This window comes from Serratia oryzae (genome assembly GCF_001976145.1).
Lineage (GTDB): Bacteria > Pseudomonadota > Gammaproteobacteria > Enterobacterales > Enterobacteriaceae > Chania > Chania oryzae.
The window spans coordinates 418,695-437,580 of sequence record NZ_MOXD01000004.1; the positions used below are offsets into that span (position 1 = coordinate 418,695).

Below are 18,886 nucleotides of genomic sequence, written 5' to 3' on the forward strand. Positions count from 1 at the left end.
GTTTCACGAAGGCAGTCGCCAATTAAATATTTTATGGCGCGGCTTGTATAATGCGCTGAGTAAATAAACTTGGCCTGTACACATGATGCTTGATGTATTAGGTGTGCTAATAAAAATCGTCATGGCCGTTCATTGTAATGAATGGCTATCAGGCTAGCTATGCTTAAATTAAGGATTATATAATGAACAACTTTAAACATTTACCTGAACCATTCCGTATTCGGGTTATTGAACCTGTTAAGCGTACAACAAGAGAGCATCGTGATAATGCGATCATAAAATCAGGAATGAACCCTTTCTTACTTGATAGCGAAGATGTATTTATTGATTTACTGACAGATAGTGGTACGGGTGCAGTTACGCAAAATATGCAAGCAGCAATGTTTCGCGGAGATGAAGCCTATAGTGGAAGCCGGAGCTATTATGCTTTATCCGACGCAGTCAAAAATATTTTCGGATACCAATATACTATTCCGACTCACCAGGGCCGCGGTGCAGAACAAATTTACATCCCTGTACTGATTAAAAAGCGCGAGCAGGAAAAGGGGTTGGATAGATCAAAAATGGTCACCTTCTCTAACTATTTCTTTGATACTACCCAGGGGCACAGTCAAGTGAACGGCTGTACTGTCCGGAATGTCTATCTTAAAGAAGCATTTGATACAACAGCCCGATGCGATTTTAAAGGCGATTTTGATCTTGAAGGCTTGGAAAAAGGTATTCTGGAAGTTGGCGCTAATAATGTGCCTTACATTGTGGCGACAATCACGTGTAACTCTGCCGGCGGGCAGCCCGTTTCTATGGCAAACTTAAAAGCAATGTATGCTATTGCTCAGAAATACGAAATACCCGTGGTTATGGACTCGGCTCGTTTTGCAGAAAATGCTTATTTTATCCAGCAAAGAGAAGCTGGGTATAAAGATTGGAGCATAGAGGAAATAACCATGGAGACATATAAGTATGCTGATATGTTAGCCATGTCTGCTAAAAAGGATGCGATGGTCCCGATGGGGGGGTTATTGTGCATCAAAGATGACAGCTATTTTGATGTTTATACAGAATGCCGAACTCTTTGTGTTGTTCAGGAGGGGTTCCCTACCTATGGCGGTTTAGAAGGCGGAGCGATGGAGCGTCTTGCTGTAGGGCTTTTTGATGGTATGAATCAAGATTGGCTAGCCTATCGTATTGCACAGGTTCAGTACTTGGTTGATGGCCTTGAGGCGATTGGCGTCACTTGCCAGCAAGCTGGTGGCCATGCCGCGTTTGTTGATGCGGGCAAGTTACTGCCTCAGATACCTGCAGAACAATTCCCAGCTCAAGCTCTTGCCTGTGAGCTATATCGAGTAGCAGGGATCAGGGCTGTGGAAATTGGTTCGTTTTTATTGGGTAGAGATCCCAAAACCGGCAAGCAATTGCCTTGCCCTGCTGAATTGCTTCGTTTGACTATTCCAAGGGCTACCTATACGCAATCGCACATGGATTTTATTATTGAAGCCTTTAAGCACGTAAAAGAAAATGCCTCGAACATTAAAGGGTTAACCTTTACATACGAACCTAAGGTCTTGCGCCATTTCACGGCCAGGCTAAAAGAAGTTTAATAAAAACAAATTTTGATGGCTATATTTATATAGCCATCAAAATAATAGATCTATGATGCTTTAAGTTGCATGCGGTTATTCTCTATCAACATTGTTGCTCACTATGTTAGGCAATAATAACTCTGTATCTTCGTGTGGCTTGGGTATCATTATCTGATGATTTATTGCTAATAACAATAAATTACATCTATTCTCTATAAATAAGAGAGCATCATGGAAGAAACATCAAATACTAAGCACTCCTCCTTTTGGGGGATTATGGTTATAGCGGGCACGGTGATTGGTGGGGGAATGTTTGCTTTACCGGTTAACCTTGCAGGTGCTTGGTTTTTCTGGGGCGCATTCATATTGATCATAGCCTGGTTTTCAATGCTGCATTCAGGGTTGTTACTGCTAGAGGCAAATTTAAACTACCCTGTGGGATCCAGTTTTAATACAATAACAAAAGATTTGATTGGAAGTAAATGGAACGTTGTAAGCGGCATCACCGTAGCTTTTGTATTGTACATTCTGACTTATGCTTATATTTCTGCAAATGGTGCAATAATAAGCGAAACTATATCAATGAATTCAGGGGGGCATGTTAACTCTCGATTGGTTGGCATATGCACTGTCGCTTTTGTTGCCACTGTCTTATGGGTTAGTTCGTTGGCTGCAAGTAGAATTACGTCCCTTTTTCTAGGAATAAAAATAATAGCATTTGTAGTCGTGTTTGGATCACTTTTCTTCCAGGTAGATTATTCAATATTAAAAGATGTTAGCGGTGCTGAAAGTGGCAATAATGGCTATTTCCCTTATATTTTTATGGCTATACCTGTGTGCCTGGCCTCCTTTGGTTTTCATGGTAATATTCCCAGTCTTATTATTTGTTATGGCAAGAGAAAAGATAAGTTAATAAAAAGCATTGTCTTAGGTTCTTTGTTGGCGCTTGTTGTTTACTTGTTTTGGTTATACTGTACGATGGGTAATGTTCATCGTGATAATTTTAAAGATATCATTGCATCTGGTGGGAACGTAGATTCCCTGGTGAAATCATTTTTAGGGACAAATCAAAGTGGGCTGATAGAGTTTTTCTTGCTTGTTTTTTCTAATTTAGCCGTTGCTAGCTCATTTTTTGGCGTAACATTAGGCTTGTTTGATTATCTTGCCGATCTATTTAAACTAGATGGCTCTCCTTCTGGGCGTTTTAAAACAATATTATTAACTTTCTTACCCCCCAGCATTTTATACTTATTGTTCCCTAATGGTTTTATTTATGGGATTGGTGGGGCAGGGCTATGTGCCACAATATGGGCGGTAATAATACCTGCAATTCTTGCTTTGAAATCAAGGGAAAAATTCCCCAAAAAGATATTCACAGTGTGGGGAGGAAAAGCCATTCCGTTTCTAGTGATCGCTTTTGGCGTCCTGGTTATATTTTGCTGGTTTGGTAGTGCATTTAATATACTGCCAGAGTTTGGTTAAAGGCAGTAGATTATTTGATGACAGTATTCGTGTACCTTGCACATGTTCTCCAATGCCCCGTTTTTCGATCAGACTCAGTACTGCCACATTTCGCGCGGTGTGAGCTCTGTGGCGGGGCGTTTAACGACATGTGGCGCTTCGCGTATGCTTTCAAGGTCTCCTTCAGACCTGGATTTACTTTTGCAGGCTTGTTATTCAGGGGCTTGGGTATGAAAGCATTGGGGCCGAAATGAAGAAGTGCGGGCCCGCGGCAATACAATGCCCAGTGTGACGAACGTTCCTCGTATTGCCTTGGTCGAATCGCGCCTTTTCTCTCCATAATCCGCTCCAGCGTTAGCTCTGCAGTTGCAGGTTGGAACTCTGCCCCTCAGTGGCAGTGGTTATATCATCACAAACGTTCTAATAAACAACTTGAAGCATGAAGACTAAAGTCACGCCGGTGACACAGGATAAGCTCTGAACCCTAATAATTTCGAAATAGCATAACTATTCGATTTTACGACTCGAATCAATTCGGTAATGGCCGTGCGGCCCAAACGGGCACTCGGCCCAGATAACGCAATCCCAGCTATACACTGGCCATGGTTATTGAAAATGGGGGCGGCAATGGCCAATACTCCGTGCTCATGAATACCATCGTTAATAGCAAAACCTTCCTGGCGAATTGTCGCGAGTTGTTCTGCAGAAATCTCTGTATGTTCAGCAAGAATCTCTTGTCTTATAGGATAAGGTTGCCAAGCCAGTAGCACATAGCCTATGGCACCTTGCGTCATGGGCAGAATTTCTCCTGTTTCGACAGTTCGGCGTAATGCCTGCCAACTTTGCACGCTTTCTGTGCATACTCGCTTATTGTTACTGGCAGGAATATATAGACTGGCTGTCTCATTAAACATGTCGCGCATGTTTTCTAAAAACGGATAAACGATATGGCGAAGGTCCGTTTTTGAGTCCTGTGACTCCATCAGCTTAATAAGTTGAATTCCTAAGGTATATTTTTTATTTGAGTCTTTATAAAGAAAGCCTTGGGCAACCAGTGTCATGAGCAAACGAGATGCAGTTGAATCACTCAGGCCAGTCGCGTCACAAATTTCTTTCAATGAAAAATGCTGCTGCGTTGAGTTAAATAAAGACAGGATTTTTAACCCGCGTTCGAGCGCACGCACTGATAATTCTTTCACAATTAAATCTCCTTCGTTATTTTATTTTCAAGTCTACTCCCACTCTGCGGAAATTAAACTCCCGCGAGATGGGAAAATGATGTTTGTCATATTCTATTGATTTAAAATTAAATTTTCCATTTAAATAAATTAATTAAGCTGGAGTACATTAGCTTGGTCATTTCTTAAAATTTCACTAGGAGGAAGAATGATAGAAGCTATCATCAGAAAGGGAGCGTACTTCGATTCCGTAAAACTTATGCTGGTTACGCAGCAGGTAAAAAGCATGCCGGGTATCATTGAGGTGGGGGTCGTGATGGGCACCGATCTCAATAAGGATATCTTAGCGCGGGTGAATTTACTGAGTGATGCGGCTCAAGCTTGCTCGCCAGCGGATTTGATTATTGCGGTTAATGCAGAAGATCGGAACGCTTTCGATGCAGTCATCGCAAAAATTGATGGCTTTTTAAATGCCAGTACGGCATCAGGTAACCATATTGCCTATAAGCCTAAAACCTTAGTAGGCGCAATGAGCGCCCAGCCTACATCCAACCTTGTCATCATTTCTACACCAGGCAATTTCGCTAAAGTTGAAGCACGCAAGGCCCTGAATGCTGGCCTGCATGTTATGTTGTTTAGTGACAACATGTCCCTTGCCGATGAAAAAGAACTGAAAGAATTAGCGCAAAGTAAAAATCTTTTCGTCATGGGGCCGGACTGTGGAACATCGATCATCAATGGTACAGCGCTCTGTTTTGCCAATCAGGTTCGCCGCGGAAATATCGGCATTGTGGGGGCTAGTGGTACCGGTATGCAAGAGATCAGCACACTGATCCATAAGCAAGGGGCTGGTCTATCTCATGCAATAGGCACCGGTGGGCGCGATCTGGTTTCAGAGATTGGCGGTATGACTATGTTGCAGGGGATCCGGGCGCTTAATGAAGACGATAGCACTGAGATCATGGTTCTGGTTTCCAAGCCACCCGCAGACGAAGTGGCCGACAAAATTTTCTCCTATTTGGAAAAAAACGTTACTAAACCTGTAGTGATCAATTTCCTCGGGGGCAAACCTGGCAAAAGCCATCCTGGTCGTTTAGAGCATGTAGCTACATTGGAAGAGGCCGCGCTAAAAGCGGTGCAACTGGCAAGAAAAACGGCACTTGCGCCACTTATGACGGCAGATGAAATAGGCTCGTTAGCCACTCGCTTAAAGTCAAAAATAGGTTCTAACGGTAAGTATCTTCGCGGCTTGTTCTGTGGTGGCACCCTGAACTATGAGGCAATCATTGTGTTGGAGGAGAGTCTTGGTGGCGTTTACTCTAACAGCCCTCTCGACAAAAAATTGCAGCTGCAGGATCCCTATAAGTTAACTGGCAATGCCTGTATCGACTTGGGGGATGATGTTTTTACTCAGGGTCGAGCCCACCCAATGATAGATCCGACTTTGCGTTCGCAAATGCTAACAGAACAAATCAACCAGGATGACGTCGCCGTTATTCTTTTTGATGTTGTATTGGGCTATGGGGCACATGACGCACCGGCAAATGATGTAGTCGATATTCTGAAACGTCATGCAGATAAGTTAGCGACCAAAGTATTGATTGCTTCTATCTGTGGAACTGATGAAGACCCACAACATTATGAGCAAACCAAGGCGGCGCTTGAAAATTCTGGAGTGATTATTGCTCCAAGCAACCGTTGTGCCGCTCTGATTGCAGGGAAACTTCTTGCATAACTCTATACCCAATAACAACAAGCGTCTTTGGATGAGGGAAACCCAATGCTAAAAAACGATATTTTGACAACTAACCTTCAGGTTGTGAACATCGGCCTTGAACAATTTTATGCTGATTTGCAAAGACAGAACGTCACAGCGTTGCAAGTTGAATGGAGTCCACCCGCGCATGGGGACGAAAGGGTTCTGGCTGCGCTAAATACCCTCTACGGTGTAGACCGCGAGCAACGTAATGCTGCTAATGCTGAAGTGCTGCGCCGTATGCAGGATTCTGAGGTGTTTCTGGAAGGGATGGGGCTTGCCGGAGAAGTGATCCCAGGAATGGCGCCCAATATGATCTTGCATGCTGGCCCACCTATTGAATGGAATCGTATGTGTGGCACGATGCAAGGTGCGATTATCGGCGCTCTGATCTTTGAAGGCCTTGCCAACAATGAAGGTGAGGCGAAAAAGTTAGCGGCCAGCAGCGATATTATTTATTCGCCGAATCATGACCATCACACCGTCGGGCCGATGGGGGGAATTATCTCCGCCCATATGCCGGTCTTTATTATGCACAATCGGACATTTGGTAATTATTCTTATTCAAATGTTAACGAAGGCCCTGGGAAAGCGCTTCGCTTTGGTTCTTATGGCCCTGAGGTGATTGAACGTTTGCATTGGATGACCGATTCGCTTTATCCGATCCTGAAACAAGCCATCGAATGCTCGCCTGGTATTGACTGGAAAAACATTGTTACCCAAGCCTTACAAATGGGGGATGACAACCACAATCGTCATAAAGCCTCTACCTCACTGTTTGTGCGTGAATTAGCGAAATACATTGCAGAAATTGATGCAGACAAAGCGGCGATACACAGAGTTTTTGAACACATTGAAAAGATCGATATGTTTAACGTCAATCTGACTATGGCAATGTGTAAAGCGATGAGTGATGCTGCGAACGGTGTTGAGGGGAGCACTATCGTTACCGTAATGGCGCGTAATGGTATCGATTTTGGTATTCGGCTAAGCAGTACCGGTAATAAGTGGTTTACTGCGCCCGCTAACATTCCTGAAGGGCTGTATTTTACAGGATATAGCAGTGCCGATGCCTGTGCCGATATTGGCGATAGCGCCATTACCGAAACTTTCGGTATGGGGGGGTTTGCTTTGGCCTGTGCACCTGCAATGGTTCAATTTATTGGTGGCACCTATGACGATGGAGTGAAAATCACCAATAGCATGTATGAGATCACCGCTACCGAAAACAAGAACTTCAAGATCCCGGCAATGGGCTTTAAAGGGACGCCAACGGGGATTGATATTATGAAGGTGCTGGAAGCCAATATGACTCCGGTGATAACCACGGGAATATCGCACAGGGATCCTGGCGTGGGCCAAATAGGTGCGGGCATTGTTAATGCGCCCATGGAATGTTTCACCCAAGCGGCCCTTTATCTCGCCGCTGATAAGTGAGTCAGGAGAGTACCATGCGAATGTTATTGAACTGGAAGTTACATCTTTTTGCCGCAATGATTATTTTTATTGCTGAACTGATAGGTGTGCGTAAAGTTAGTATTTTAGTTTTCATGCCAATCTTGTACGCAATTATTATCGGTGGCTTTGTTAGCTATCCGAAGTTTAAGATCTTATCCATAAAGGATATGGACGATGCCAGCAATATTTTTCCCATTGCGCTAAGTCTGCTTTTGGTCAAGATAGGGCTCGGGGTAGGACCGAATTTGTCCATGCTCATGGAGTCTGGGGGAACCCTGTTTTTCCAGACCATCGGCCACTTCCTGGGGATCGTTCTTCTGGCTTTGCCGGTCGCCATGTTGTTAGGGCTGGGGCGGGAATCCATTGGTGGAAGCTATTCGCTAGGCCGGGAAGTCAACGTCGCAATTATTGCTGAAAAATATGGCTTGAACTCCCCGGAAGGGCGGGGTGTCATGGGGGTATTTATCTGCGGAACCATGTTGGGGGCCATGTTCTGTGGCATCTTCATGAGTATCTTTGTCAAGATGGATGTCTTCCATCCTTTCGCCCTGGCGCTAGGGGCTGGTACCGGTTCTATCAGTATGTCTGCGGCAATGATGTCCGTCATTCTGGACGCATTCCCTCAGTATTCGCAACAAATAGAAATGTATACCGGTGCCTCCAATATCCTGGTCAACGTGCTTAGTGTCTATGCTGCCCTGTTTATCACGCTTCCTCTGGCTCGTGTCATGTACAAGTTTTTAGACAAATTCAGACCCTCATCAGCAAAAGCAGGCGACATGGTTGAAAGCATAGAAGGTGAAAAATGAAATCATTTGCGTGGGATAAGCTGGCGACCATGAGTGCTGTTCTTATCATTACCGCCATCTTAACGGTCATTGGCAACGTTACCGCTGGCAAAGCAGCATTAGGTCCTTCGGTGGCAGGGATCGTGGTGATCTATGGAATCGCCGTTATTGCCCTGTTTGTGTGTCACTTGCCAGGTTTCAAGAAGTTACCAGTGGTTTTTTGGGTCTGTATCATTGCCGTGTTGTTTTCAGCGCCTTTCTTTCCTGGTAGTGGGTTTATCACACGGACGACGAGTGCAATTTCATTTGTACAAATGGGGCCGCCGACGCTGGCTTATGCCGGTTTGGCATTAGGTAAAGATCTGGATCTCTTCAAAAAGTTGTCATGGCGCATTGTTGTTGTATCCTTTGCGGTTTTCTTGGGAACTTTTTTACTCGGTGCAATCTTTGCGCAGATTGGTTTAAAAGTGGAAGGTATAATCTGAGGGGCTGCTCTTTATGAGCTCGGCGGTGATTCTCTGATATTCATCCTTATATACCCGTCGTCAATCGAACCGCGGTTAGCATGCTGGCGGGTATATCTATCAAGGCAGTAAACCATGGCTCATAGACAAGAACAGCAACTGACCATTTTCAAAGATCGTGGATATAGCGATGACCTTTTGCCAAAAGGGAAAAAACAACGTAATTGGCGAGCTTTTAACTATTTTGCCTTGTGGATGGGCGCAATCCATAATGTACCCAACTATATTGCGGTAGGCGGCTTTTTGATGCTAGGGTTATCAACAGTGTCAGTGATGATGGCCATTTCTTTTAGCGCATTTTTTATTGCGTTTGTCATGATTATGAATGGCGCTGCTGGCTCTAAGTATGGTATCCCTGGCGTTATGTTGTTACGTGCCTGTTATGGGGTGCGTGGCGCATTAGTACCGGGTGTATTGCGTGGCTGTATTGCTGCTATTATGTGGTTTGGTTTGCAGAACTATGCTGCGTCTTTAGCATTACTTATCCTGATTGGTAAAGTCTGGCCCGGATTTTTGCATATAGGGAATGGTACTGTTTGGCTGGGTATATCTATTCCAGGTTTGATCAGTTTTCTTATTTTTTGGCTATTCAATACGTTGATTGGTTTTGGCGGGGGGGAGACATTAAAAAAATTCACCACCATACTCAACCCCTGTGTTTACATTGTTTTTGGCAGCATGGCCGTTTGGGCGGCCTCGCTGGCTGGTATTGATAATATTATTCATTATGTCCCTCAGCATGTTGAGCAAAGTGGTAGTAGTCTATTTCTTTTCTTTGTGATCATCAATGCTATCCTCGGGGTATGGGCTGCACCGGCAATAACAGCTGCCGATTTTACTCAAAATGCGGTCAGTTTCAAACAGCAGGCAATGGGTCAGGCTGCGAGCTATTTTGTTGGGTACACATTGTTTGCTATTTTAAGCGTAATAATATTGGTAGGGGCTACTATTCATTACGGCGTCAACACTTGGAATGTAATGGATATTATTCAAAAGTGGGATAGCACTTTTGCTACGCTTTTTGCTGGGCTAATCATATTGATGACAACAATCTCCATCAATGCAGCATGTAATCTTATTCCTGCTGGCTATCAAATAGCAGCATTAGCCCCTCAGTATCTCAATTATAAAAGTGGTATTGTGATAGCCAGCATTGTCAGTGTTATAACTTGCCCTTGGAAATTAATGGAGAACCAGGATAGTATCTATTTCTTTCTTGATCTTATTGGGGGTATGTTAGGGCCAGTGGTGGGTGTCATGCTTGCGCATTATTTTATTGTGATGCGAGGTAAAATTGACTTGAACACGCTTTATTCTAAGCGTGGTGAGTTCGGCGAATACAAAAATGGCATTAATGCTAAAGCGTTTTATGCAACACTCATTGCGATTGTTATCTCTCTGGGTAGCAAGTTTATCCCTTACTTTGAAACCTTATCCCGGTTATCTTGGTTTGTTGGGGTTATTTCTTCTTTTATGGTTTATTTACTCATGCAAAGCAGAAAGAAAGATTTGATCTCCGAGTAAGATGTTTAATTGCTGATGGGTTTTGTGCCTCAATCAGTAAAAAACAGGTGCTTCATTTTCTCATCCTGGTTGGCCGCAGGAGCGCTTGCTATAACTGCTCTTGCAGGCTATCACCAAAACGCAAACTGCGCCAAAGCTGAAGTATATTTCCCTGATGACGATGTTTCAGTATCACCGGCTTCGGGTTGCTTATCTGGGTATTGACGCCGTGGGTCTCAGTCTGCATCTGCAGCATGCCAAAATTATCGAGGTTAATGTTTATTCGTGATTGACTGATTTCCAGATAACTAAACCATTTGAACGCCGCTCCTGCCACAACGTCCCGCTTGGCGATCTCCTTAAGCATTTCTGGCGCTATCCGCAACGTCAGTGGCCCGCTACTTTCTAGCCACCCATCCTTAATCAACCATTGTGCATCGTAAAGGTATAATGGCAACTCACCGTTGATCCTGCCAGATAAAGCCAACTGCTTGAATTTTAGCACATAGAGCAGTTCACTCAGATCGATTTGCCTCAACGTAAGCACAGTCGGTTGGCGAGCAGGCAGAGTTAATCCAGACAGGCCTAGATAACCCCGTAGCAATTCGACGCTAATGTTGCTCAGCTTCAGCGGCTGCACATCGCTGTAGGGATAGAACCCCTGCAGATTCGCGCTGATATTTTGCATATCGAACATATTGCGTAGCGACTTGATGCGCACTATTACCGGCTGTTGTACCCCCAACTGCCAGGTTTGCCCCTTAAGCCGGTAGGAAAGTAAAACGTCCAATCCATTGAGCTTACCTTCACTGAGCCACATGTCGCCACTATGAACAACCCAGTGCCCTCCGGCCTTTAACCCTTGTTTGCGTGTAACGGAGAAGGCGCTTTGAGCATAGAATTCACCATCACGCAGCTTGATTTTCAAATCAGGAGGGAGAAACGGCTGGAGTACGGTCAACGGCTGCTTTGGCCACCAACCTGACCCACGCAGGCGTTCGCCGTCCCAACGGCCATTTAAGCTGATGGGGCCAATGTTTGCGGCATGAAACTTACCGTTCAGCCTGAAATTGTTAATACTTGGTCCCTGTAAGTTCACGTGAAGCTGTGATTGAGGCAGGTAGCTTCCATTGCTAAAGTGTGTTTTTTCCGCGTTGAGTCGCAGAGAACCACTGAAATGGCTCCTTTCTACCGAGCGACGCCATAATAAGGGGCTGCTAAGTCTCATTTTTGGTGACTCTACGGTGACCGGGCCATAATTCAGCCTGTCAAAATTGGCGGTAAACTGCTCCATCGCGATCGTCTCGTCGTGCCAGTAGCCTTTACCTCTGACATCCCAACGTGCCTGCAGTGGTGATAATCTGCCATTTCCCCAATAGTGCCATTGCCAGTATCCTTGGTCTGGCCAGAAGTCTTGTGCTTGACCATCAAGGTGAAGCTGAAATTGCCCCCAATAACTGTCGTTTGCACGCAAAATGGCTTGGAGACGACCATTGACTCCGGCCATGCTGATGCGGACCCCAGCCAGTGGCCAGCGCACTTCTCTCAGTCTTAGCTGTGGTATGACATTGCCGTAGGCGTGAAGTATCGCTCCGGGCTTCAACGTCACGGAAGGATTACCGAATGGTTCATGAAGCCGACCTGGCAAAATGCCGGTAAAAGAAATGTCTGCCAAATTGGCGCGGCCATTCAGTTGGAAATCAATCGGATTGTTATTCTGAGCAATCCTGCCGGGGCCAAGTATCAGAACCGCATTCGCCTTACCGTTCTTGCCTGCTGTGATCACGTTGATGCGGGCACTCAATTCGGCTTCATCCCAATTACTGTTCCAGTTCCTCAATGTTAGGTTGACTCCCCCATTTAACGGTTGCCGGGCATAGGGCCAACGCCATTTTCCCTCCTTGATGTGGAATTGCTTGGCGCTAATGTGCCAGGGAAGATGAGCCAGGGGCTGCTCTCCTCCTTTTTCTTCTATATCGAGCCTCCCTTGCAGCTTTTTCCAGCTAAGGCTAAAAACGAGCGGCTGAGGGGCATATGTCGTCTTGAATTCTCCCTTTAGGATACCTTCAGGCGGTAGGCTACTGAGTATCGGCGGCAGGTTAAGGGTACTGCTAAGCCGCAATGGTTTCGGTAAATTGGGGATCTGCAGCGAAAAATTTTGCAAATCGAGGCGCTGTTTACGGTCCAAAACCGCATCGAAAGAGAGAGCTGATCCTGCATAGTGCAGTGAAAGACCGCCGTTTTTTGCAACTAAATCCGCGCTACCCGCATATTTCTGCCAGGGTGTGACAACAAACTGTGCAACAGAAACCTGAAGATTGGGCAAGTATCGCTGCAAGTCTGCCAAGGGCAGTGCTAGTACATTTCCATTCTGCGAAGCAGAGAGACGGGAGAGGCAAAGGCTGTTCAGTTCGAAACGTTGTAGCTGCAGCGCCCAACGTTGCTGGCTATAGCTTATATAAGGACTTGCAACATTTAACAGCCTACATCCTTGCACGGAAAGCTGCACATTGGGTAAAGCGAATAGTTTGCCATGCAGGCCAGTTGAGCCACTGAGGCTTATGGCCGTTCCTGCAGGAAGTCCGTAATTAACCAGCAATGGTAACCAATGCGGCAGCGACTGCCAAATTAGCAGCAGCAGGAGGAGCAGCAAAAGCAAGGTACCGCAGCAAAACTTTAATAGCTTGGCCATTTAACACCTTGTTTTTCATCATTCATGGTAATTAGGCTGTGTCCTTAACTGCCTGGTGCGCTCGCATGCAGCTAAGGGACACAACCTGGTGCTCTCATCAATACGGTAGACCTACTTTCCCCTGTAAGCAGTGAGTATGTTGCTCACTGCTTACAGCGAGTATATATGCTAGCTTCTTTGAGGTGCAGATTAGTGGCAAACGAATGATAGATGAGATTATTAACAACTTTTTTTCTGCCATATAATAGGTTGATCTGCACAATCTTAAGAATCATCCTATGTTCTGACTATTTGTTTACCACTGACGATATTAACAATTGTAATTGAGCAGTTTTTTGTTTTTTATTTTAATCTATAAATCAATGTCTTATTTAACTGATATTGAGCTGTGTTTTTTGATTTTTTTTAAAAAAACCATATTTAACATGATGATGCCATGGTTTTTATGGGGGGGATTTGTCACTTTGCAGAAAGTTTATCTACACTGATAGTGCTTTGAGATGAAGGTGGACTTGTATATTCATCTGCATCTCTGGGTTCTTGATACATAGTTTAGCCAGCTTAACTTTTCGTTTAATAATACGGTTTATTAGACTTTAAAGAGGTCTTTCATATGAAAAAACAGTTAGTAGCAATTGGTGTGGCTTGCTTGTTGACACTTTCAGCCAGCAGTTTGGCGGCTGGAAATTCAAAGCCTGTTGCAATGTGGACATGTGAGGATTTTCTGGCGTTAGATGAAAGTTACCGACCAACGGCGATTGGTTTTGCAGAAGCACTGAATAAGAAAGGAAAAGTGGAGGATTCAGTGCTCGATGTTGATGGCATCGAAAAGGTAACGCCAATGTTAATTGACGTCTGTAAAAAGGATCCGCAGTCAAAATTTTTAACAGAGTTAGAGACCGCCTGGAAAGATATCAAAAAAGATATGTAACGTTTACATTTTGATAAATCTGGGGGATGCGCAAATGGAGCACTGTTCCCCAGATTAAGATCGAGGTATCTCATGTTTATTAAGTCACTTAAGAAGATCGCATTCAATGGGCTGTTATTTTCGGTAGCGATATTTAGCCTAGCCGTGAAGGCCGAAACAATAACCACACCAAGTGATATGACCTGCAAGGAGTTTTTAGACCTAAACCCTAAATCGATGACACCGGTGGTTTACTGGGTAATGAACGATGATACCCGCTACAAAGGCGGAGATTATGTTGACCTTCATGAGACAGGATCGGTGGTGACTCCCAAGGTGGTGGAGGCCTGTCATCAAACACCTGATAGAAAATTTTCCGACATGAAAGACGATATTTTAGCTTTTGCTAAAAAGTAGCTGTCAGTGTCTTGAGGATCAGCGCCAGAGTGTTCCCTATTGGCACCACCATCCGGTGGTGTCCATCTTCCCGCAGAGAGCCTTGAGCCTGAAGGATTCAATGTTGTATGCAGACGGAGGAGTTATGCGATTAACCCCGAGAGAAATAGAGAAGTTGATGGTTTATACCTTGGCGGACCTTGCGACGAAAAGAAAGAATAAAGGTCTGAAACTTAATCATCCTGAAGCCGTTTCCATTATTACCGTCACTGCAATGGAAGGTGCTCGAGAGGGGAAAACCCTTGAAGAAGTAATGAAAGAAGCCCGTTCAGTATTAACCAAAGATGATGTCATGGATGGAGTTGCCGATCTAATACCGCATGTACAGGTTGAAGCTATTTTTACCGACGGCAGCCGGTTAGTGACAGTCCATGATCCTATTCAATGAGTGATTAAAATTTGTTTCGGCGCCGAGGATATCACTATGAAGAAGTTGAAGAAAACCGACAATGCTCAAACTGCTATTGGAGGTTACATTCTTGCGGATACGCCCATCACTTTCAATACCGACAAACCCGTCACCAAAATCAAAGTCAAGAATACTGGCGATCGGCCAATCCAGGTTGGATCGCATTTCCATTTTTTCGAAGTCAACAAGCTGTTGGAATTTGAACGAAGCCAAGCCTTTGGTAAGCGTTTGAATATTACGTCTACTACGGCTATCCGTTTTGAACCGGGCGATGAAACTTCAGTTGAATTAATTCCTTTCGGCGGTAAGCAGACCATCTATGGTTTTAACAACCTGGTTGATGGCTGGGTGGGAAGTGCAGGGAGAGGGCAGAGTACCGGTAAGGTACCAGATGAAATTTTACAGAGTGCTATCACACGCGGTTTTAAATCCTCTGATAAATGATTCAGCGTTTTGGAGAAGAAAATGCCTACAATATCCAGAAAAGAGTATGCCAGCCTGTTTGGGCCAACCGTCGGTGACAAGATCCGTCTGGGAGATACTGACCTATACATCGAAATAGAAAAAGATCTCAGAGGATATGGTGAAGAGTCGGTTTACGGTGGTGGCAAATCGCTACGCGACGGTATGGGGGCCAATAATACGCTAACACGTGATAACGGTGTGCTTGATCTGGTGATCACCAACGTCACTATTTTAGATGCCAAATTGGGTGTGATTAAGGCCGATGTGGGCATCAAGAATGGCCTCATCGTAGGCATTGGTAAGAGCGGTAATCCAGACACAATGGACGGTGTAACCTCGAATATGATTGTTGGCCTGAGTACTGATGCGATTTCAGGCGAACATCTGATCCTCACCGCTGCGGGTATTGATAGCCATATTCACCTTATTTCCCCCCAACAGGCGTATGCCGCACTGTCTAACGGCGTCGCTACCTTTTTTGGCGGGGGCATTGGGCCAACAGATGGCACCAATGGCACCACGGTCACACCCGGTCCGTGGAACATTCGGGCCATGTTACGCGCTTTTGAAGGGGTTCCGGTTAATATCGGCCTACTGGGCAAAGGCAACTCTTTCAGTAGGGAGCCGCTGGCAGAACAGATTATCGCCGGTGTTTGTGGGCTGAAAGTACACGAAGACTGGGGGGCTACGCCCAATGCCCTACGTCACGCATTGCGTATCGCCGACGAAATGGATATTCAGGTTTCGGTTCATACCGATAGCCTTAATGAAGCCGGTTATGTTGAAAATACCATTGAAGCATTCGAAGGTAGAACTATCCACACCTTCCATACCGAAGGGGCGGGCGGCGGCCATGCGCCAGATATTATCAAGGTTGCAAGCCAGATTAACGTCTTGCCAAGTTCAACCAATCCGACACTGCCTTTTGGTATTAACAGCCAGGCAGAGCTCTTCGATATGATCATGGTATGCCACAATCTTAACCCCAACGTGGCAGCCGACGTCTCTTTTGCTGAAAGCCGTGTTCGCCCGGAAACTATCGCGGCGGAAAACGTGCTGCACGATATGGGCGTGATCTCAATGTTCTCCAGTGACTCGCAGGCGATGGGGCGAGTAGGGGAAAATTGGTTACGTCTGGTACAGACCGCACATGCCATGAAGGTCGCTCGTGGCAAATTGCCTGAAGATAGCGACGGCAATGATAACTTCCGGGTACTGCGCTATGTGGCCAAATTGACCATTAATCCGGCCATTGCCCAGGGGGTGAGCCACGTGATCGGTTCAGTTGAAGTGGGCAAAATGGCAGATTTGGTGTTGTGGGACCCTCGCTTCTTCGGTGCCAAACCCAAGATGATCATCAAAGGCGGCATGATTAACTGGGCCTTGATGGGCGATCCTAACGCCTCATTACCAACCCCTGAACCGGTATTCTACCGCCCAATGTATGGTGCGATGGGGAAAACCCTACAGGACACCTGCGTGACCTTTGTGTCACAAGCTGCGTTGGATGACGGTGTGAAAGAAAAAGCTCAGTTGGAACGACAGGTCATCGCCATCAAGAACTGCCGTTCTATCACCAAACACGATCTGGTACGTAATTCTGAAACACCGAATATTGAAGTCGATCCAGAAACCTTTGCCGTGAAAGTCGATGGCAAGCACGCTACCTGTGAGCCTATCAAGAGTGCAGTTATGAACCAGAAGTTCTTCTTTGGTTGATCTCGGCGTTTACAGCATCAATAGGAAGGTGACTGACATGATCCTGATTGAAAACATCATCGGAAATATCAAAACCGAACAGCATTGGGCACGTAAGGCCGTTGGCTTTAAGCATGATGTCTTAGTGTTGGAACAGTGGGAGGCACAAAAGAGCCGTTGCCGTAAAAAGAGCGAACAGGGCGCGGATATTGGTCTCGCGCTGGATCGCCATGTGCGCCTTTCTGATGGTGATGTGCTGTTGTTTGATGAAGAACAGCAATATCTGTTAACCGTCACAATACACCTTCGCGATGTGATGGTGATCCATTTGGATAAATTCGCGACGGCCGGCTTTGAACCTGCGATCAGGCATGTGTTTGAGCTTGGGCATGCGCTCGGTAATCAGCATTGGAAGGCGGTGATTAAAGGCAGCAAGGTATATGTGCCTTTGACTGTAGAAGTGAAAATGATGAACTCGGTGATGAAAACCCACGGTTATAACACGGAGGATTATCAGTTTGTCGAGGGGAGTAGCGTCCTGCCGCTGCTCACACCTTCAGAATCGCGCTTGCTGTTTGGTGGCGCCGAAGATTCACATGTCCACGTCCATGTCCACGATGACCACTCACATTCGCATCATGAACACCATCATGGAAAAAACCATGAGCATAAACACTGAAGGTCTGGCTCGGCTAGCCAGAGTGCTGCAATTTGGTGATTCGATGTTACCCGTCGGAGCATTCTCGTTCTCCTGCGGGGTTGAGTCGGCAATTCAGGTTGGCTTGGTTAAGGACGTGGAGACACTGCAAGCGTTTGTTAAAACTTCACAAAACCAGGCTGCGCACTGCGACGCTATTGGGCTGGCGCATGCCCACCGAGCCTTAAAGCAAGGCCGTCATGACGATATTCTGGCGATCGATCGGGAAGTTATTAACCGCAAGCTCAACGAAGAGTCTCGTACGATGACCACTCGCATGGGCAAGAAACTGGCGGAAATGACGTCGCATGTCTTTGACGCCCCAGAGCTTGGCTGGTGGTTAGGGAAGATAAAGACGGGCGAAACGGCGGGTACGCTTCCCGTCACCCAGGCTTTGGTGATGGGGCTACAGGGTATCAGCGTAGAAGAAGCCATCGTGATGCATCAGTACGGTGTCGCCATGACCATTCTCAGCGCAGCGCAAAGGCTGATGAGGATCACACACCTCGACAGTCAGCGCATTCTGTTCGAAGTGAATAAAGACATACCGCATTTTTGCCAACGGGCGGTAAATGCCAGCATCGGTGAAATGGCCTCTTATACGCCACTCATCGATATTTTGGCCGCTGTCCATGTTGATGCGCATGTGCGTTTATTTATGAATTAATTGACTGGGAACTCAAATGAAAAAAATTACTCGGATCGGCATCGGTGGCCCGGTTGGCTCAGGGAAAACCGCTATTATCGAAGTAATTACGCCAAAACTGATTGAACGCGGATTTAAGCCGCTGATCATTACCAATGACGTAGTGACTACGGAAGATGCCAAGCAGGTCAAGAGAACCTTAAAAGGGATCCTGGATGAAGACAAGATCATGGGAGTGGAAACCGGAGCTTGCCCACATACCGCAGTAAGAGAAGACCCCAGCATGAATATCGCTGCGGTTGAAGAGATGGAGGCGAAATATCCCGACAGCGATCTGATAATGATTGAGAGTGGTGGCGATAATTTAACCCTCACTTTCAGCCCTGCGCTAGCCGACTTTTATATTTATGTTATCGACGTGGCGGAAGGAGAAAAAATCCCGCGCAAAAATGGGCCAGGATTGGTCCAGGCCGATATTCTGGTAATTAACAAAATCGATCTGGCTCCGTATGTCGGTGCCAGCCTTGCAGTCATGGAGCACGATACACAAATTGTCCGCAGTGGACGCCCTTATATTTTAACCAATTGCAAAACAGGCGAAGGTGTAGATGCGCTGGTGGATATGATTGAGAAGGATTTCTTGTTTACACATTCTAAAGCGTAAG

Annotated in this window: 17 protein-coding genes; 15 read left to right on the forward strand and 2 right to left on the reverse strand. The window is 45.8% G+C overall.

The features are described 5' to 3' along the window. The first annotated feature begins 182 nt into the window (after positions 1–182). Positions 183–1,598 (forward strand): tryptophanase, encoded by a 1,416-nt coding sequence (gene tnaA / locus BMI79_RS10195; protein ID WP_076942015.1) that lies wholly within the window; start codon positions 183–185, stop codon positions 1,596–1,598. Between the two features lie 213 nt (positions 1,599–1,811). Further along, on the forward strand, positions 1,812–3,062 hold the full coding sequence (gene tnaB / locus BMI79_RS10200; protein ID WP_076942016.1) for a low affinity tryptophan permease TnaB: 1,251 nt from the start codon (positions 1,812–1,814) through the stop codon (positions 3,060–3,062). Positions 3,063–3,493: 431 nt separating this feature from the next. On the opposite strand, the gene BMI79_RS10205 is transcribed toward tnaB, so the two are convergent. Next, the gene (locus BMI79_RS10205; protein WP_076942017.1) at positions 3,494–4,240 is read right to left on the reverse strand and encodes an IclR family transcriptional regulator; all 747 of its coding nucleotides are present in this window, start codon (positions 4,238–4,240) and stop codon (positions 3,494–3,496) included. Positions 4,241–4,427: 187 nt separating this feature from the next. On the opposite strand from BMI79_RS10205, the gene fdrA reads away from it, so the two are divergent. The 5 genes from fdrA (at position 4,428) to BMI79_RS10230 (ending at position 10,269) form a co-directional block, all read left to right on the forward strand. Next, positions 4,428–5,954 carry an acyl-CoA synthetase FdrA gene (gene fdrA, locus BMI79_RS10210; protein ID WP_076942018.1) on the forward strand — a complete coding sequence of 509 codons (1,527 nt, stop codon included), beginning with the start codon at positions 4,428–4,430 and terminating at the stop codon, positions 5,952–5,954. A gap of 45 nt (positions 5,955–5,999) precedes the next feature. Beyond that, a complete protein-coding gene (locus tag BMI79_RS10215; protein WP_076942019.1) occupies positions 6,000–7,412 on the forward strand; it encodes a YlbE family protein in 1,413 nt (470 codons plus the stop codon). 14 nt (positions 7,413–7,426) lie between these two features. Continuing rightward, positions 7,427–8,242, forward strand: coding sequence for a DUF3100 domain-containing protein (locus BMI79_RS10220; protein ID WP_076942020.1), 816 nt, complete (start codon positions 7,427–7,429; stop codon positions 8,240–8,242). Continuing rightward, complete coding sequence (locus BMI79_RS10225; RefSeq protein WP_083704411.1) at positions 8,239–8,706, forward strand: hypothetical protein; 468 nt, start codon at positions 8,239–8,241, stop codon at positions 8,704–8,706. Before BMI79_RS10220 ends, BMI79_RS10225 begins: the two co-directional genes overlap by 4 nt. Before the next feature lie 114 nt (positions 8,707–8,820). Continuing rightward, positions 8,821–10,269, forward strand: a complete 1,449-nt coding sequence (locus BMI79_RS10230; protein ID WP_076942021.1) for an allantoin transporter — start codon at positions 8,821–8,823, stop codon at positions 10,267–10,269. Positions 10,270–10,357: 88 nt separating this feature from the next. Here the strand turns inward: BMI79_RS10230 and BMI79_RS10235 are convergent, their stop codons facing one another. After that, a complete protein-coding gene (locus BMI79_RS10235) occupies positions 10,358–12,940 on the reverse strand; it encodes a YdbH family protein (protein WP_076942022.1) in 2,583 nt (860 codons plus the stop codon). Positions 12,941–13,553: 613 nt separating this feature from the next. Here BMI79_RS10235 and hdeA point away from each other — a divergent pair. The 8 genes from hdeA to ureG all read left to right on the forward strand — a co-directional run bounded on the left by hdeA (position 13,554) and on the right by ureG (position 18,885). Further along, complete coding sequence (gene hdeA / locus BMI79_RS10240; RefSeq protein ID WP_076942023.1) at positions 13,554–13,871, forward strand: acid-activated periplasmic chaperone HdeA; 318 nt, start codon at positions 13,554–13,556, stop codon at positions 13,869–13,871. Positions 13,872–13,943: 72 nt separating this feature from the next. After that, positions 13,944–14,267 carry an acid-activated periplasmic chaperone HdeB gene (gene hdeB / locus BMI79_RS10245; protein WP_076942024.1) on the forward strand — a complete coding sequence of 108 codons (324 nt, stop codon included), beginning with the start codon at positions 13,944–13,946 and terminating at the stop codon, positions 14,265–14,267. A gap of 124 nt (positions 14,268–14,391) precedes the next feature. Next, complete coding sequence (locus BMI79_RS10250; RefSeq protein ID WP_076942079.1) at positions 14,392–14,694, forward strand: urease subunit gamma; 303 nt, start codon at positions 14,392–14,394, stop codon at positions 14,692–14,694. A 36-nt stretch (positions 14,695–14,730) separates the two neighbouring features. Then, positions 14,731–15,159, forward strand: coding sequence for an urease subunit beta (gene ureB / locus BMI79_RS10255; RefSeq protein ID WP_083704412.1), 429 nt, complete (start codon positions 14,731–14,733; stop codon positions 15,157–15,159). A gap of 21 nt (positions 15,160–15,180) precedes the next feature. Continuing rightward, the gene (locus BMI79_RS10260) at positions 15,181–16,899 is read left to right on the forward strand and encodes an urease subunit alpha (RefSeq protein WP_076942025.1); all 1,719 of its coding nucleotides are present in this window, start codon (positions 15,181–15,183) and stop codon (positions 16,897–16,899) included. A gap of 37 nt (positions 16,900–16,936) precedes the next feature. Next, positions 16,937–17,557, forward strand: coding sequence for an urease accessory protein UreE (locus BMI79_RS10265; protein ID WP_076942026.1), 621 nt, complete (start codon positions 16,937–16,939; stop codon positions 17,555–17,557). Further along, a complete protein-coding gene (locus BMI79_RS10270; RefSeq protein ID WP_076942027.1) occupies positions 17,541–18,242 on the forward strand; it encodes an urease accessory protein UreF in 702 nt (233 codons plus the stop codon). Before BMI79_RS10265 ends, BMI79_RS10270 begins: the two co-directional genes overlap by 17 nt. A 16-nt stretch (positions 18,243–18,258) precedes the next feature. Then, complete coding sequence (gene ureG, locus BMI79_RS10275) at positions 18,259–18,885, forward strand: urease accessory protein UreG (RefSeq protein ID WP_076942028.1); 627 nt, start codon at positions 18,259–18,261, stop codon at positions 18,883–18,885. Position 18,886 lies beyond the last annotated feature (1 nt).

Excerpts from the sequence above, each read along its gene's own strand:
- tnaA (WP_076942015.1), top strand. The coding sequence starts at position 183 with ATGAACAACTTTAAACATTTACCTGAACCATTCCGTATTCGGGTTATT.
- tnaB (WP_076942016.1), top strand. The coding sequence starts at position 1,812 with ATGGAAGAAACATCAAATACTAAGCACTCCTCCTTTTGGGGGATTATG.
- fdrA (WP_076942018.1), top strand. The coding sequence starts at position 4,428 with ATGATAGAAGCTATCATCAGAAAGGGAGCGTACTTCGATTCCGTAAAA.
- BMI79_RS10215 (WP_076942019.1), top strand. The coding sequence starts at position 6,000 with ATGCTAAAAAACGATATTTTGACAACTAACCTTCAGGTTGTGAACATC.
- BMI79_RS10220 (WP_076942020.1), top strand. The coding sequence starts at position 7,427 with ATGCGAATGTTATTGAACTGGAAGTTACATCTTTTTGCCGCAATGATT.
- BMI79_RS10225 (WP_083704411.1), top strand. The coding sequence starts at position 8,239 with ATGAAATCATTTGCGTGGGATAAGCTGGCGACCATGAGTGCTGTTCTT.
- BMI79_RS10230 (WP_076942021.1), top strand. The coding sequence starts at position 8,821 with ATGGCTCATAGACAAGAACAGCAACTGACCATTTTCAAAGATCGTGGA.
- BMI79_RS10235 (WP_076942022.1), bottom strand. The coding sequence starts at position 12,940 with ATGGCCAAGCTATTAAAGTTTTGCTGCGGTACCTTGCTTTTGCTGCTC.
- hdeA (WP_076942023.1), top strand. The coding sequence starts at position 13,554 with ATGAAAAAACAGTTAGTAGCAATTGGTGTGGCTTGCTTGTTGACACTT.
- hdeB (WP_076942024.1), top strand. The coding sequence starts at position 13,944 with ATGTTTATTAAGTCACTTAAGAAGATCGCATTCAATGGGCTGTTATTT.
- BMI79_RS10250 (WP_076942079.1), top strand. The coding sequence starts at position 14,392 with ATGCGATTAACCCCGAGAGAAATAGAGAAGTTGATGGTTTATACCTTG.
- ureB (WP_083704412.1), top strand. The coding sequence starts at position 14,731 with ATGAAGAAGTTGAAGAAAACCGACAATGCTCAAACTGCTATTGGAGGT.
- BMI79_RS10260 (WP_076942025.1), top strand. The coding sequence starts at position 15,181 with ATGCCTACAATATCCAGAAAAGAGTATGCCAGCCTGTTTGGGCCAACC.
- BMI79_RS10265 (WP_076942026.1), top strand. The coding sequence starts at position 16,937 with ATGATCCTGATTGAAAACATCATCGGAAATATCAAAACCGAACAGCAT.
- BMI79_RS10270 (WP_076942027.1), top strand. The coding sequence starts at position 17,541 with ATGAGCATAAACACTGAAGGTCTGGCTCGGCTAGCCAGAGTGCTGCAA.
- ureG (WP_076942028.1), top strand. The coding sequence starts at position 18,259 with ATGAAAAAAATTACTCGGATCGGCATCGGTGGCCCGGTTGGCTCAGGG.